This is a genomic window from Ahrensia marina (genome assembly GCF_042140245.1).
In the GTDB taxonomy this organism is placed as follows: Bacteria; Pseudomonadota; Alphaproteobacteria; order Rhizobiales; family MH13; genus MH13.
On sequence record NZ_CP159483.1, the window covers coordinates 3608088 to 3622806 of the forward strand.

Here is a 14719-nt window from a genome sequence, read left to right on the forward strand (position 1 = left end):
CACACTCTAGTGCTTCTTAGCCGAGCTATCGAGGGCGTGGTTCAAAAGCACCGCGCCGATAATCAGCAGACCGCGAACAACCAGCTGCCAGTATTCTGAAACGTTTAGCAACGTCATCCCATTGACGATAATGCCAAGGAACAGCACGCCAATCAGCGTGCCACGCACCGTACCCTTGCCGCCAAACAGGCTGGTTCCTCCGATGATGACGGCCGAGATAACGTCCAGTTCCCAGCCACGCGCAGCGCTGGCGCTGCCCGATAGGATCTGAGAGGCGATAAGGACACCAGCCATAGCGGTGAATACGCCGGTAATGCCGAGTGCCAGCGTTTTGGTCTTCCATACATCAATGCCTGAGAGGCGCGCCGCTTCCAGATTCCCACCTACTGCATACAAGGCCCGTCCAAAGCTTGTGTAGTTCATGAGGAAGTACACAAAGCCAAACACGGCAGCAAAAATGTAGACCGGGAAGGGAACACCGAAGAGAAGACCAGCACCCAGGAAGTTGAACTGGAAGGGGAAGCTGGTGATGGGGAAGCCGCCGGTAATGAGGTTGGCAGCACCTGACAGAACCGTCAAAAGCCCGAGCGTCGTGATGAAGGTTGGCATGTTGAAATGCTGGCGCAGTTTTCCGGTAAAAACGCCGACACCGAACAAGAGCACCATAGCGCAGATCGCGCCAATCGTGATGGCCGGCCATGGACCGATGCTGTCAGAAAGCGCGCCCGTTACCCAAGCCGTCACACACCCAGAAAAGGCCACACCGGACCCAACCGACAGGTCGATCTCGCCCGATACGATGACCATCGTCATGCCGAACGCGATGATGCCCTGCATGGTGATGTTGCGCAGCACATTCATCTGGTTGTCGAGCGTGGCAAAGCCAGGCGCGGCGAAGCTTAGATAGATGTACATCAGCACCAGAATGATCTCCATCGGGTAACGACGGAACAGATTCAGCGCCATCAAAGGCCCTCCATGCAGGCAGTGTAGAGTTCGGCCAGAGTCGTTTCAGCAGGGTCAAGCTCGCTAAGCAGTTCGCCCTCTTTCAAGACCAGTATGCGATCGCAGACCTCCAGCATCTCCTCCAACTCAGTGGAGACAAAGATGGACGACAGGCCAGAGGCGGCCTGCTCCCAAATGATCTGGAAAATCTGTTGCTTGGCGTTGACGTCGACACCTCGACTTGGCTCGTCAAAGAACATGACTTTCGGGTCGGTGTTCAGCCAGTTTCCAATCACCACCTTTTGCTGGTTGCCACCCGATAGTGATGATACTGGCAAATCGGGGCTATCAACCTTGATATGCAGCTGATCGATCTGTTTCGAAACGCCCGGGGCCTCGGCAGATTTGGTAATGAGGCCATTGGGGGCAAGCTTAAAGAGGCTCGCCATCGATAGGTTGTTGTGAATCGAATGCTCTTGAACGAGCCCCACTTCTTTGCGGTTCTCTGGCGTGTAACCCAGACCAAGCTGCACCATGAACTCCGGCGTTGGCTCTGCGATGGTGTTGCCGTCTAAGACTATCTCGCCAGAATCCAGCGGATCAGCACCGAAGATGGATCGCAGCACCTCGGTGCGCCCTGCCCCCAACATGCCTGCCAAGCCCAGAACCTCACCGCGTCGGAGGTCGAACGAGATATCTCGAAAGACAGGTTCGCGGGTGAGGCCGCGCACTTGCAGAACAGGATTGTCTTTGGGGATCGCAGCGTTGCGCGCCGGACGGGTGGCGCGCGCCACATCGCCAAACATCATGTCGACCACGGTGCCGAGCGAAGAGGCCGCCATCTCAATCGACCCAACATGTTGGCCGTCTCGCAGTACGGTGACGGTGTCCGCGATCTCAGCAAGCTCGGACATGCGGTGGGAAATGTACATCATCGTTACGCCCTGATCTTTCAGAGTACGCAACAGGCCAAACAGCATCTCCACCTCTTTGGTGGCGAGTGCAGATGTCGGTTCATCCAGCAACAACAAGGTCGGCTCAAACGACATCGCCTTTGCAATTTCGACCGTCTGCTGTTGACCGACACTCAAGCTGGAAATGGTCGCTTTGGGGTCAAGTGACAGACCCATGCGGTCGAAAAGCTTTTCGGTCTGACGGTGCGCCTTGCGCCAATCGATAGCACTGACGCCAAGCATGCTCGCCCGCGGCAAGCGACCGAGGAAAATGTTTTCGGTAACGGAGAGTTCAGGCACCAAAGACAGTTCTTGGTGGACGGTAACAATGTTCGCGTCAAATGCCTCTTGTGGGGATTTGAAGCTTACCGCTTCACCATCAAGCGCCATGGTGCCTTCGGTCGGCTGAGTGACGCCAGAAAGCATCTTCACCAAAGTCGATTTGCCGGACCCATTTTTTCCCATCAGCGCATGAATGCGCGAGGGCTCAAAGGTGTGGCTAAAATCATCGAGCGCAACGACGTTGCCGTACACTTTGGTCAATGACTGGGTTTGGATCGCGGCGGACATTAGGGCTTTTGACAGTCTTCTGGCCGGTGGCCTTGGCAGACGCTTGTAAGAGGACGGGGCAGCCTAGGCCGCCCCGCCAGTCGGTTCAGGGAGGGAATTTAGTTGAGAGACTGAAGGTACTCTTGGAACTCTTCAACCGCAGGGCGGTCAGTGCGCGACAGACCAAGCACGGGCACAATCACAGCTTCTTCGGTGGCTTCACCGTTGATCGCCGCAATCGCCGCTTCCACGGCCATCTGACCCATCACATAAGGCTGCTGTGCGGTGACGGCCTGAAGCACATTGTCATCATCCAAGATGAACGACACCAACTGCTCAGTGCCATCGACGCCAAAGACGTAGATTTCGCCTTCCTTGCCAGCATTTCGCACAGCCTGCACAGCGCCGACTGTACCACCTTCATTGGCGGCGTAGATGATGTTGAGGTCGGGGTTGGCCGTGATGATATCGCCAGCCACTTGGACAGCATTTTCAGCCAACCATGCATCTTGCTGTGAGACGATATTGAGCGTGTTGCCCTGCTCTGCTTCTTCAACGAAGCCGTCGACGCGGTCAGCTGAGATTTCTGGCAACAAAGCGCGGAAACCAAGCGTTGCAACATTGGCTTCACCGCCCAACTCATTGGCGATGAACTCAGCAGCCATCATACCAGTGGAGTTGCCCAAGTCGCGTTGCGCTGAGTTGAGATAAGAGACCGGGATCGAGGTATCATCAACGTTGGAGTTGTATGTCACGATGTGGATGCCGCGATCACGAGCGCGCATCAATGCTGGGATGGATGCCACGGCGGAAACCGGTGAAATCACAATCGCATCCACACCGCGCGCGATGTAGGTGTCGATCAGACTGATCTCTTGCTCCGGCTGGCTGTTGGAATTGCCTTCCAAAAGCTCGACGCCAGCGGCATCAGCGGCGGCATTCATACCGAGCTGAATGGTGCGGAAAAATTGATCTTGCTGGAACACGACAGCAGCGATGGTCATATCGCTTTGCGCCATGGTCGGCCCGGCGGCACCGGTTGCAACCATCGCGCCAAGCGCGAGGCCAGCTAGGGTTTGTTTGAGAGACATGTCTTCCTCCTGTTCGGTCCGCCTGTTGTCTCGGCGGGTTTTCTAGCCAGCTTCGCTGGGCGCGGCTGGCGATTGTGTATGCGCCCCTTACGGAGCGCTGGTTGGTTCGTTGATGGCTGCGGCCTCAGCGGGCATCGTCTTCTCAATAAAGTTGAGGCCGTGGTCGAGATGGCTCGACATCCAGTATTGGAAGGCCAAGCGATCACGTTTCTCCAAAGCCCGAAGAATGTTCGCGTGGGTATCGTGGGTGCCTTGCAAACCGTGGGTTTCTTTGCCGGTTTCCATCAACTTCACGATGATCGGCTTCATCGTTGTGTAGACGTTGAGCACCGTCTGATTGTCGGCCAACTCCAAAAGAGCTGCATGGAACGCAAAGTCGCGCTCGGCTGCTTCAACGGCAGACCTTGCCTGCACAATGGAGTCGTTGATCGCATGGAACCGCGCAACATCTGCGTCGGTCAGAACGGCCAAAATAGCGTCTGCAGAACCGACCTCGATCAAACGGCGGAACCCTTGAATATCTAGGAAAGTTTCACGCGAGATCGACAGCTGAAATGAGAAGAGGTCAAGCACGGCATCCATGTGCCGGTTGACGATCACAGCACCAATTTTCGGGCGCACATCCACAACACCATAGGCTTTGAGAATGCGGACTGCCTCGCGCACAGTGTTGCGAGCGGCAGCGAACTTTTCACCTAGCTCACGTTCGGACGGCAATGTGTCACCAACGGTCAAACCATTGGTTTGAATATAGCCCTTGATCTGTTCAACGAGATTGTCGACCGCGCTGCCATCGCCAGCATCGCGGGCGTCTATTGATCGATCTTGATATGCGTTTGTTGGCACGCCATCACCTTATTTGTTGGTCCAGATTATGGTTGCGTGAAACCAGGCTTATGGCAAGCCCACAATGGAAAATTATTTTTCTCAATTATTTCAATAAGTCATGCTCGATCAACGCCTCGAGTTGGACGGGCTAAGTTGGGCAGGCGTCCTTCATTTGTCATTTAGGGCTTGATATTGTTGGACCAGATTGAAAGGATATAGCGACAGACTGATCAGAAAGGGACAGAATGCCGGGGGTGTTCAAATCGAGCTTAGAGAACCCACACAGAGTAACAGACGGCGCAGAGGCGAACCAAGGCTTACAACAGGCCTGGCGTTGGTATGGCCCGTCGGACCCGGTAACGCTCGCAGATATTCGCCAAGCGGGTGCCGAAGCTATCGTGACCGCTCTGCACGAGACATATGATGGCCGCCCTTGGACCTCCGACGCTATAGCCTCGCGCAACAAAATGATCGAAAAAGCCGGTCTTGCATGGAGTGTCGTGGAAAGCATTCCGATCCACCCCTCCATCAAACTCGGCACAGATGAGGCACCCACCTACACGGAACACTTCGCAACAACGATGGAGCGATTGGCCGATCAGGGCATTCGAACGATCTGCTACAACTTCATGCCCGTGGTGGATTGGACGCGCACAGATTTGCGTTATCCAATGCGCAATGGCGGGCTGACGCTTCGTTTCGATGCGATGGATTTTGCCGCCTATGACATCTGCATACTGGGTCGAGCAGATGCCGAAGCCGACTATACTAGCGATATGGTGGCGAAGGCACACGAGCGTGCGGCAACACTATCGTCCGATGCGATCAAAACCCTGGAAACCACCGTTATCGCTGGACTTCCAGGATCAGAGTTGTCCCACAGTCGCGAAGGCATCCGGCAGAAGATCACCGAGTTCGCGACGATTGATGATGCGCAGATGTTCGCCAACTTGGCCACCTTCTTGAAGGTTGTGGTGCCGCGTGCTGAAGCCTGCGGTGCACGTCTCTGCATCCACCCTGACGACCCGCCCTTCCCTCTGTTTGGGTTACCGCGCGTGGTCAGCACTGCGGCTGACTATCAAGCCCTGATGGACGCCGCCCCCTCACCCGCCAACGGCATGACACTGTGTACAGGCTCTCTAGGCTCACGGCCTGACAACGATCTACCGGCTATGGTGGAACAATTCGGCGACCGCATTCACTTTGTACATCTGCGCAATGTGACGCGTGAACCGGATGGCTCCTTTATCGAGAGCGATCATCTGGACGGAGACGTCGACATGGTTGCGGTTTTGAATGGCCTGCTTGCCGAGCAGAACCGTCGCCGCGCTTCTGGGCACGACGATTGGCGGATACCTATGCGCCCAGATCACGGGCCGCTATTGCTGGACGATCAGACCAAGACAACTAACCCAGGTTACTCAGCGATTGGCCGCCTGAAGGGTCTGGCCGAACTGCGTGGCATCATGGCCGCCCTCACCCACCCCAACCTAGGGCGACATCATGCCTGACACTTTGATTGACCTCTCCGGAAAAACGATCTTCTGTACCGCTGCAGGTGCCGGGATCGGTCGCGCGATTGCCCTGCGACTTCTTGGCGGCGGCGCGCACGTTGTTGCAACAGATCTTGATGATAACGCGCTTACGGCCTTAGCCAAAGATGCGGGTAGCCATGCAGGTCAACTAACGACCCTCGCTGGCGACGCAACCGATGCCGATCATCTCAGAGCTTGCTTGAACGTCTGCGCAGACTGGCATGGGCTCTACAACGGTGTTGGGTGGGTACACGAAGGCACGCTTGCGACCACCGACAGAGACGCTTGGGATCGTTCTTGGCAGATCAATGCTACGTCCATGTTTTTGGCGAGCCAACTTTTTGTGCCTGCAATGATCGACAGCGGCGGCGGGTCGATCGTCAACATGGCGTCGGTGGCGTCTTCTCTGAAAGGCATACCCAATCGGCTCGCCTACTCAGCGACCAAGGCCGCTGTCCTTGGGCTGACCAAGTCAATCGCCGCTGATTATGTGAGCCAGGGCATCCGTGCCAATGCCATTTGCCCTGGAACAGTAGAGAGCCCATCACTTCACACACGAATTGAGGGAGCGCCCGACCCCAAGGCTGCCCTTGCGAATTTCATTGCCCGCCAGCCGGTCGGTCGATTGGGGCAGCCAGATGAGATCGCCGAGGTTGCCGCTTTTCTTCTGTCGGGTGCCGCCGCCTATGTGACCGGAACGCAGTTCGTCTTGGATGGCGGCATAACCCTATAGGAGGGCTGCATGAAAATCGGTCTCGGCCTTTACCGCCAGATGCTCAATGAGCGACACTATCGCTTCGCTCAGCAGCTTGGGGTGACCCATATTGTTGCGCACTTGGAAGACTATTTTTCCGCCGACCCCAAACTTGCGGACGATGCTCATGACAGTTCGCTGACCAGTGGATCTTGGGGCTTGGGTCAAGTGGATGATTGGACCGAAGAAACGTTCACCACCCTGATCAATGACCTTGCTAGATTTGATCTGAAGCTCGCCGCCATCGAAAACTTCGCGGTGCGCCACTGGCATGACGTTCTGCTGGATGGTCCCAAGCGTGACGAACAGATAGCGCATCTGAAGCGCATTGTGCGAGCGGCTGGTGCAGCCGGCGTGCCATGCATCGGCTATAATTTTTCCGTCACAGGCGTGTGGGGCTGGACTCGTGGTCCCTACGCGCGCGGTGGCGCACAATCGGTTGGTTTTGACATCGGTGACATTGATCCCGACAAGCCTATCCCCGAGGGCATGGTGTGGAACATGGCGTATCGCGATGAAGTCGGCCCAGATCACCAGGCACCGACGACCCATGCGCAGATATGGGATCGTTATCAGCGCTTTCTTGACGAGATGATCCCGGTTTCTGAAGAGGCAGGCGTGATCTTAGCCGCGCATCCGGATGACCCGCCAGTTGAAGCGCTGCGCATGAGTGCCAAACTCATCAACTCACACGATGCCTATCGGCGTGCCTTTACAGCCAACTCTTCGACGAACAATCGCGCCGAACTCTGCCTTGGATGCCTACAAGAAATGGCCGATGGCGATGTCTACGAAACTGTTGAAGAGTTCGCCAACACTGACCGTATCGGCTACATCCACTTCCGCAATGTGCGCGGCAAAGTGCCTAACTATCATGAAGTGTTCATCGATGAAGGTGACATCGATATGGCGCGGATCATCAGCATTCTTAAGGCTGCCAACTATCAAGGCGTGCTGATCCCGGACCATACCCCAGAGTTGGAATGCGATGCGCCGTGGCATGCCGGAAAGGCGTTCGCCGTTGGCTACATGAAGGCGTTGATCGCAGCCGCGAACTGAGGAGCATGTGATGGATCAGGATTTTCTAGGAAAGACCGCCTTGGTCACTGGCTCCAGCGGCATTGGGCTGGGCGCAGCTCTTCGCCTGGCACGTGGCGGCGCGAAGGTTTTCCTCTGCGGCAATGATGATGCGCACAATCAGAAAGCCGAGGCTGCTGCTGAAGGACTCGATATCACCGTTGCGCATGTGGATGTGTCCAACGAAGCCAGTGTACGTGATTGGATTGAACCCATTGGGCAGTCTGAAGGCCAGATTGATGTCCTGGTGAACGCGGCTGCTATCCAGACCTACGGTGATATCTCAACCACGGACAGTGCGCATTGGGACAGGGTGATGGCGATCAATCTGCGGTCCTGCTTTCTCACCAGCCACCATGCCTATCCCTTCATGAAGGCTGATGGCGGCGCGATCGTGCACGTCTCGTCGGTGCAGGGCCACGGCAATCAAAACAATGTGTTGGCCTACGCCACGACCAAGGGAGCCATCCACGCGATGACCCGCGCGATGGCGGTGGATTGCGCCAAGGATAAAGTGCGGGTGAACTCGATCAGTCCCGGCTCTGTGCGCACACCCCTGCTGGAGTTTGCAGCACAAGAGGTGGTCGGAGCAGGCAATGACATTGAACCTGCCATTGCCCAGTTTGGTGAAGCTCACCCGATTGGTCGCGTTGGCACGGTGGATGAAACCAGCGAACTGATTGCGTTTCTCTGCAGCGAGAAATCTGGCTTCTGCACCGGTGGCGACTATCTTGTCGATGGTGGCTTGCTCGCCCACTTGGGCGTTTAGGCCGATCCCACCTCGCAGCGCATCTATTGTCTCCTAGCCCTGCAACTGTTCCCACATCTCCAGATCACGCTTGTCGGTCCAGATGCGAGGGTGCCAGATGCCGCGTGCTTCATCATACGCACGGCTGACATTGAACGGCAGGCAGTGCTCGTAGATCGCATAGTCCTTGAACTTAGGGTCGCATGAGGCGCGCACCGCATCCCAGGCGTCCTTCAGCGAACCGCCTTTCATGGCGACACGTTGTGCTGGCTTGAACGTGCTGTCCACGAAGTCCCACGTGCTTTCGATCGCACGGTCAACGGCTTCACGGCCAACCAGAGCATCGCCTCGACCCGGTGCAATCGCGTCCACATCATAGGCTTTGATGCGGTCCAGTGTGCCGCCCCAGTCGCCAAAATAGCCATCACCGCAATAACAAGCTGAATGATCCTCAACGATGTCACCGGTAAACATGACATTTTGATCAGGCACATGAATCACCGCATCGCCCGCTGTGTGGGCACGGCCAATATGTTTGATGTCGATCCGACGATTGCCGAGATAAACGGTCATGGAGTCGCTGAACGTCGTGGTGGGGTAGGTCAGGCCAGGAATGCTTTCATGGCCTTCGAACAGACGCGGGAAGCGCTGGAACTCGCTATCCCAGTCTTCCTGGCCGCGCTCAACTACCATGGCGCGCGCCACATCAGACATGATGATCTGATCGGCCTTGTAGGCCGATGCCCCGAGAACGCGCACGGCATGATAGTGCGTCAGCACCACATGGCTGATCGGCTTGTCGGTGACAGTGCGCACCTTCTCAATGACCATGTTGGCCAGACGTGGAGTGGCCTGTGCCTCGACGATCATCACACTTTCATCGCCGATGATCACGCCGGAGTTGGGATCCCCTTCAGCGGTGAACGCCCAAAGGCCCTCTCCAATCTCATCGAAGGTGATTGTCTTCTCGCTCATATCGCCTTGCGATGCGAATGCCTTGGCCATGTGTCTGTTCCTTCTAGGCGTCAATAGACGCCGCCGTGATGTGATTAAGCTGGCTTAACTGCGCGCGAACGGGTCCTTGAGCGCTGGCAAAAGCGTGCCCACGCAGGAGCCAAACCCGATGGTGTAGTCCTCACCCTTGGCTGTACCGTGCAGCACCAGCGTGTCGCCATCTTCGATGAAACTACGCGTTTCGCCGGTGTCCAACGTGACTGGTTCTTTGCCGCCCCAGGTCAGCTCGGCCAGCGAGCCACGGTTTTCCTTGTTCGGGCCGGATATGGTGCCTGACCCCAACAGGTCACCGGTGCGCATGGGGCAACCGGATGTTGAGTGGTGCGCCAACTGCTGGGCCGAGGAATAGTACATTTCCTTGTAGTTGGTGCGCACGATGGTCGTTGGCGCTTTGCCAGCTGGGGCTATAGTGACCGAGAGGTCGATGTTGTAGAGCATCGGCCCCTGATCCTTCAGGTGATCGAGCAGCTCGAACTCTCGCGCCGGCGTGTCACATCGGAACGGCTCCAAAGCAGCCGTCGTCACGATCCATGGACCGATGGTGGTCGCTGTTGCCTTGGCCTGAAAAGGGCCGAGCGGCTGATATTCCCAGCGCTGAATGTCGCGGGCCGACCAATCATTGAGCAGAACATAGCCAAAGATGTTACCGTCGGCTTCTTGCACGGAGATCGGGCCGTTGCTCGGCGTGCCAACGATTGCACCCATTTCCAGCTCGATATCGAAGCGTTGGCTGGGTGCAAAGCGAGGCTTGTCGTCGTCCGGACTCTTCAACTGCCCCCAAGGGCGGCGGACATCCGTGCCAGAAACCACAACCGAGGAGGCCCGGCCGTTGTAGCCGATGGGGATATGCAACCAGTTGGGCGGCAAGGCGTTCTCCGCGCCACGGAACATGGTGCCGACATTGGTCGCGTGGTCACGGCTTGCATAGAAGTCGGTGTATTCGGCAACGCTGATCGGCATGTGCATGGTGGCATCGGTCTGCGGGGTCAAAAGCTTGCCCGCCTTGGACTGATCATCGCTACCTGCGGTCAGAATGTCGGTGAGGCGCGCGCGCAAAGCATCCCAAGCCGGTTTGCCTTGCCCCATGAACGCATTCCATGTGGGCTCTTTGAAAGCACCGCCGGCGTCAATCAGGCCCGCTGCCTCGAGCGCTTGCACATCAAGAATCTGGTCGCCAATGGCAACACCGCAGCGCGGCTCAGTGCCTGGTGTTGAAAAGACACCATAGGGCAGATTGTTCAGGGGAAAGGGTGTGTCAGCGTTGTTGGCGCTCTCCACCCAGGATGTCAGCCTTTTGCTCATGCGGATGCTCTTCTTATGTCTTGCGCTTCATTCTGCTGGTCCGGATGGGCGGCCATGATGGCTGGAACGTCCAGGCAGGCGGCCTCCACGCGGCGCAGTTTTGGAAAAGGGGTGAGGTTCAAGCCCCAGCGCCGGGCGTTGTAGATCTGCGCAACGATGCACAGGTCAGCGATGTCGGGGCTGGATCCGAACGAAAATGCGGTATCGCTAGCCAGCTGGTGTTCCAGTGAGGCGAAACCCTCACCAATCCAATGGCACATCCACTCGCGCGCTTGGTCTGGTGTCGCGCCAAAGCGTGATTTCAGTTCCGCGATGACCCGCAGATTGTTCACCGGGTGAATGTCGCACGCCACTGTGTGCGCTGCCGCCATCACTTTTGCTCGATCCAGTGGATCCTGCGGAATCAAGCGTGGCGTTGGCCAGGCGGCATCCAGATAATCCAGGATCGCGATCGATTGGGTGAGCACTGTGCCATCGTCCAGCACAAGGGTCGGCACCCCGGCATTGGGATTGAGCGCGCGATAATCCTCATCGCGCTGCTGCCCGGCGATTAGATCGACCGGCACCAGATCATAGGCGATGGATTTGAGATTGAGCGCCGCTCTCACCCGGTAAGAGGTTGTGGAGCGCCAGTAGGAATAGAGTTTCATTTCTTGCCCGGCGTTCCATCAAATTTCTTTTCCAGGCTTTCCCAGCAGTCGATGTAGTCATCCTGCAGGGGTGCCTCTTTGCCAGCAAACGCCGTCAGGTGCTGCGGGAAGCGGGTCTCAAACATGAACGACATGGTGTTGTCGAGCTTCTCGGCTTCCAGCTTGGCGTTCGATGCACCTTCAAAGGCATTCTTGTCCGGGCCATGAGGCAGCATCATATTGTGCAGGCTGATCCCACCGGGCACAAAACCCTGCGGTTTGGCATCATACTGGCCGTAGATATTGCCCATCAGCTCGGACATGATGTTCTTGTGGTACCAGGGTGGACGGAAGGTGTTTTCAGCCACCATCCAGCGCTCGCGGAACAGCACGAAATCGATGTTCGCCGTGCCGGGCTGGCCGGATGGCGCGGTGAGCACAGTGAGGATCGATGGGTCAGGATGATCGAACAGGATCGCGCCGACCGGGCAATAGGTGCGCAGATCATATTTCATCGGCGCATAGTTGCCGTGCCAAGCCACAACGTCGAGCGGCGACTGGCCGATCTTGGTTTCATGGAACTGCCCGCACCATTTGATGGTGACCGTCGAGGGCACTTCACGATCCTCATAAGCTGCCACAGGAGCCTTGAAGTCGCGCGGATTGGCCATGCAGTTCGCGCCGATCGGGCCACGCCCGGGCAACTGAAATTTCTGACCGTAGTTCTCGCAGACAAAGCCGCGGCAAGGCCCTTCAAGCACTTCCACCCGATAGAGCAGACCGCGGGGTATGATCGCTATTTCCTTGGGCTCCAGATCGATGATGCCAAGCTCGGTGCAGAACCGCAGTCGGCCCTCCTGCGGCACGACCAGCAGTTCGCTGTCGGCGGAGAAGAAATAGCTGTCGACCATCGATTGGGTCACCAGATAAACGTGGGTTGCCATGCCAACCTGGGTGTTCACGTCACCGGCGGTGGTCATGGTGCGCATGCCGGTTAGCCAGCTTGTTTCCTCGCCAGCATGGGGCACCGGATCCCAACGGTATTGGCCAAGCGAGGTGACATCGCCGACAACATTCGGCGCGGACTTCCAGTACGGCAGGTCGATCTTCTCGTAGCGGTGTGAGTGCTTCACCGAAGGCCTGATGCGGTAACACCAGGTGCGTTCATTCTGGTGGCTGGGTGCAGTGAAGGCAGTGCCTGAAAGCTGCTCTCCATAGAGCCCGTACTCGCATTTCTGCGGTGAGTTCATACCCTGAGGTAGGGCGCCGGGAAGCGCTTCGGTTTCAAAATCGTTGCCGAAACCTGGCATGTAGCCTTGATGTGGCCCCGGCAAGGACGGTGCCTGGATCATCGGTGTGGGCGAAGCTGATACATTCATGGTTTCCTCCGCAGGAGCGAGGTGAAGGGGGGATAGCGACGACTTCCAGCTACATTGCGGTAACCAGCCACAAGGACAGCCAGGGGATCGTCACCAGAAGTGTCAGACGAAAGATGTCAGCAAACCAGAAGGGCAGCACACCCTTGAAGATGGTGCCCAAAGACACATCTCGCAGCACCGATTTCAGCACAAAGACATTCATGCCAACCGGCGGAGTGATGAGGCTGATCTCGGTCACGACCACCACCACGATGGCAAACCAGATCAAAGCCAATTCCGGGTCCAGCAGCAGCTCGTTGGTGAACGGCAGCTGGTACATCAGTGGGTAGAAGACCGGTACCGTAAGCAACACCATCGACAGACTTTCCAGCACGCAGCCCAGGATCATATAGATCAGAATAATGACCAGCATGACGGCCCAGACTGGCATGTTTAGGTCGAAAACAAGCGAGGCTAGCGCGTCGGGAAGACCAGCGAAGTTGATGAAGTTAGAGAACAGCTCCGCACCGATCACCACAGCGAAGATCATCGCCGTTGCCCGCACACTGTCAAAAGTTGCCACCAGAAAATCGCGCCATGTCATCGTGCGCAATCCGATGGCGATGAGCACCGAAGCCCCCGCCCCCATGCCTGCGGCTTCGGTGGGCGTGAAGAACCCGCCATAGATGCCGACCATGATGAAAAGGAAAAGCCCGAACACGCAGAGCACACCGATAAGATCAGAGCGGGTCATGGGCTCGCTGTCTGTCACAACATCAGGAGCCAGGCTCGGCTTCATCCAAACAGCAATTTTCACTGCCAGGAGGTAGAGAATGATCCCCAGGATACCCGGAACGATGCCGGCAACGAAAAGTTTGGCAATGTTGGTTTCGGTCAACAGGCCATAGATGATCAGAATAACCGAGGGCGGAATGAGAATGCCCAGCGTACCGCCAGCAGCAATGGAGCCGGTGGCCAGGCGATCATCATAGCCAAACTTGCGCATCGACGGCATCGCCACCTTGGACATGGTAGCGGCTGTCGCCAGAGATGATCCGCACACAGCAGAGAACCCGCCACAGGAAAACACTGAGGCCATGGCAAGGCCGCCGCGTGTGCGACCGAACATGCGGTCAGCGGCCGCGAACAGGCCATGCGCCACGCCTGAGGCGGCCAGCACATTGCCCATGAAGATAAAGAGCGGAATGACCGACAGGCTGTAGGACAGCGCGGAGTCAAACGCGATCTGTCCGGTCATGGCCCAAGCCGGTTGCCAGCCGCGCAAAAGGGCAAAACCGATGCCGCCCACCGCTGCCATAGCGAAGGCTATCGGCACACGCAGCAAGATCAGGCCAAGAAGGATGGCAAACCCAAGAAGCGCCTCAAACATGGTCGTCCTGCTCGTTTGCGTTTGGCCCGTCTTCGGTGAGGTGAGACGGAGGATAGATCCCGCGCATGAAGGCGATGAAAGCACTCACCAGGCAGGAGAAAGCTGCCAGATAGCCAAACGGTGCAAGCGAGATGCCCAAAGCGTTGGTGGTGGCGCCATCTTCAGCTGCCGACATGGCATGGGAGGCCAGCCGCCAGGCAAGCGTTGCCAAGAGTGCCGCTGAGAACAGCCCGGCAAAGGCGCTGAGATAGCGTTTGCTCGTGTCATTGATCATGACGTTGAGCAGATCGACCTCGATGTGCTCCCGACGCTCGGTGGTCAGCGGCAAAGCCGCGAACACCAGAGCTGCCAGAAGAAGTTCTGTGATTTCAAACGCGCCGCTGAGGGGGGCGGAGAAGAAGTACCGCCCGATCACATCAACACAGGTCACAAGAATGAGGCTGAAGAGGAGAAGGGCAGCCCCGACACCCAGGGTGTTCTGAAGGACCTTGTTGATATCAAGCCCGCCGTCATTTCCCCGGTGTTTGTGCCGAAGCTGCTCCATTG

At 57.1% G+C, this 14719-nt stretch carries 14 protein-coding genes; 4 read left to right on the forward strand and 10 right to left on the reverse strand.

Annotated features, from left to right (window positions below; genetic code table 11):
- Positions 1–6: 6 nt before the first annotated feature.
- From ABWH92_RS17465 to ABWH92_RS17480, 4 genes are all read right to left on the reverse strand, one after another.
- Complete coding sequence (locus ABWH92_RS17465) at positions 7–966, reverse strand: ABC transporter permease (RefSeq protein ID WP_375570566.1); 960 nt, start codon at positions 964–966, stop codon at positions 7–9.
- Positions 966–2468 carry a sugar ABC transporter ATP-binding protein gene (locus ABWH92_RS17470; protein ID WP_375570568.1) on the reverse strand — a complete coding sequence of 501 codons (1503 nt, stop codon included), beginning with the start codon at positions 2466–2468 and terminating at the stop codon, positions 966–968. Before ABWH92_RS17470 ends, ABWH92_RS17465 begins: the two co-directional genes overlap by 1 nt.
- A 98-nt stretch (positions 2469–2566) precedes the next feature.
- Positions 2567–3538 carry a substrate-binding domain-containing protein gene (locus ABWH92_RS17475; RefSeq protein WP_375570570.1) on the reverse strand — a complete coding sequence of 324 codons (972 nt, stop codon included), beginning with the start codon at positions 3536–3538 and terminating at the stop codon, positions 2567–2569.
- Between the two features lie 87 nt (positions 3539–3625).
- Positions 3626–4384: a FadR/GntR family transcriptional regulator gene (locus ABWH92_RS17480; protein WP_375570572.1), complete on the reverse strand. Its 759-nt coding sequence runs from the start codon at positions 4382–4384 to the stop codon at positions 3626–3628.
- A gap of 227 nt (positions 4385–4611) precedes the next feature.
- On the opposite strand from ABWH92_RS17480, the gene uxuA reads away from it, so the two are divergent.
- Genes uxuA through ABWH92_RS17500 form a run of 4 tightly spaced genes read left to right on the forward strand, consistent with a single transcriptional unit; the run spans position 4612 to position 8501 of the window.
- Positions 4612–5877 (forward strand): mannonate dehydratase, encoded by a 1266-nt coding sequence (uxuA, locus tag ABWH92_RS17485; RefSeq protein ID WP_375570573.1) that lies wholly within the window; start codon positions 4612–4614, stop codon positions 5875–5877.
- The gene (locus ABWH92_RS17490) at positions 5870–6634 is read left to right on the forward strand and encodes an SDR family oxidoreductase (protein WP_375570575.1); all 765 of its coding nucleotides are present in this window, start codon (positions 5870–5872) and stop codon (positions 6632–6634) included. The genes uxuA and ABWH92_RS17490 overlap by 8 nt, the downstream gene beginning before the upstream one ends.
- A gap of 9 nt (positions 6635–6643) precedes the next feature.
- Positions 6644–7714 carry a mannonate dehydratase gene (locus tag ABWH92_RS17495; protein WP_375570576.1) on the forward strand — a complete coding sequence of 357 codons (1071 nt, stop codon included), beginning with the start codon at positions 6644–6646 and terminating at the stop codon, positions 7712–7714.
- A gap of 10 nt (positions 7715–7724) precedes the next feature.
- Positions 7725–8501: an SDR family NAD(P)-dependent oxidoreductase gene (locus tag ABWH92_RS17500; protein WP_375570578.1), complete on the forward strand. Its 777-nt coding sequence runs from the start codon at positions 7725–7727 to the stop codon at positions 8499–8501.
- 33 nt (positions 8502–8534) lie between these two features.
- Here ABWH92_RS17500 and ABWH92_RS17505 read toward each other — a convergent pair whose 3' ends face one another.
- The 6 genes from ABWH92_RS17505 to ABWH92_RS17530 are packed head-to-tail and all read right to left on the reverse strand — an operon-like array spanning position 8535 to position 14717.
- Positions 8535–9485 (reverse strand): MBL fold metallo-hydrolase, encoded by a 951-nt coding sequence (locus tag ABWH92_RS17505; protein WP_375570580.1) that lies wholly within the window; start codon positions 9483–9485, stop codon positions 8535–8537.
- 54 nt (positions 9486–9539) lie between these two features.
- A complete protein-coding gene (fahA, locus tag ABWH92_RS17510) occupies positions 9540–10796 on the reverse strand; it encodes a fumarylacetoacetase (RefSeq protein WP_375570582.1) in 1257 nt (418 codons plus the stop codon).
- On the reverse strand, positions 10793–11446 hold the full coding sequence (gene maiA, locus ABWH92_RS17515; protein WP_375570583.1) for a maleylacetoacetate isomerase: 654 nt from the start codon (positions 11444–11446) through the stop codon (positions 10793–10795). The genes fahA and maiA overlap by 4 nt, the downstream gene beginning before the upstream one ends.
- Positions 11443–12804 carry a homogentisate 1,2-dioxygenase gene (hmgA, locus tag ABWH92_RS17520; RefSeq protein WP_375570585.1) on the reverse strand — a complete coding sequence of 454 codons (1362 nt, stop codon included), beginning with the start codon at positions 12802–12804 and terminating at the stop codon, positions 11443–11445. Before hmgA ends, maiA begins: the two co-directional genes overlap by 4 nt.
- Before the next feature lie 49 nt (positions 12805–12853).
- A complete protein-coding gene (locus tag ABWH92_RS17525; protein WP_375570587.1) occupies positions 12854–14173 on the reverse strand; it encodes a TRAP transporter large permease in 1320 nt (439 codons plus the stop codon).
- On the reverse strand, positions 14166–14717 hold the full coding sequence (locus ABWH92_RS17530) for a TRAP transporter small permease (protein ID WP_375570589.1): 552 nt from the start codon (positions 14715–14717) through the stop codon (positions 14166–14168). Before ABWH92_RS17530 ends, ABWH92_RS17525 begins: the two co-directional genes overlap by 8 nt.
- Positions 14718–14719 lie beyond the last annotated feature (2 nt).

What these genes read in the sequence shown, in the direction of transcription:
- ABWH92_RS17470 (WP_375570568.1), bottom strand. Translation starts at nt 2,468, where the DNA reads ATGTCCGCCGCGATCCAAACCCAGTCATTGACCAAAGTGTACGGCAAC.
- ABWH92_RS17530 (WP_375570589.1), bottom strand. Translation starts at nt 14,717, where the DNA reads ATGGAGCAGCTTCGGCACAAACACCGGGGAAATGACGGCGGGCTTGAT.
- ABWH92_RS17475 (WP_375570570.1), bottom strand. Translation starts at nt 3,538, where the DNA reads ATGTCTCTCAAACAAACCCTAGCTGGCCTCGCGCTTGGCGCGATGGTT.
- maiA (WP_375570583.1), bottom strand. Translation starts at nt 11,446, where the DNA reads ATGAAACTCTATTCCTACTGGCGCTCCACAACCTCTTACCGGGTGAGA.
- ABWH92_RS17525 (WP_375570587.1), bottom strand. Translation starts at nt 14,173, where the DNA reads ATGTTTGAGGCGCTTCTTGGGTTTGCCATCCTTCTTGGCCTGATCTTG.
- ABWH92_RS17465 (WP_375570566.1), bottom strand. Translation starts at nt 966, where the DNA reads ATGGCGCTGAATCTGTTCCGTCGTTACCCGATGGAGATCATTCTGGTG.
- ABWH92_RS17495 (WP_375570576.1), top strand. Translation starts at nt 6,644, where the DNA reads ATGAAAATCGGTCTCGGCCTTTACCGCCAGATGCTCAATGAGCGACAC.
- fahA (WP_375570582.1), bottom strand. Translation starts at nt 10,796, where the DNA reads ATGAGCAAAAGGCTGACATCCTGGGTGGAGAGCGCCAACAACGCTGAC.
- ABWH92_RS17500 (WP_375570578.1), top strand. Translation starts at nt 7,725, where the DNA reads ATGGATCAGGATTTTCTAGGAAAGACCGCCTTGGTCACTGGCTCCAGC.
- ABWH92_RS17505 (WP_375570580.1), bottom strand. Translation starts at nt 9,485, where the DNA reads ATGGCCAAGGCATTCGCATCGCAAGGCGATATGAGCGAGAAGACAATC.
- hmgA (WP_375570585.1), bottom strand. Translation starts at nt 12,804, where the DNA reads ATGAATGTATCAGCTTCGCCCACACCGATGATCCAGGCACCGTCCTTG.
- ABWH92_RS17490 (WP_375570575.1), top strand. Translation starts at nt 5,870, where the DNA reads ATGCCTGACACTTTGATTGACCTCTCCGGAAAAACGATCTTCTGTACC.
- uxuA (WP_375570573.1), top strand. Translation starts at nt 4,612, where the DNA reads ATGCCGGGGGTGTTCAAATCGAGCTTAGAGAACCCACACAGAGTAACA.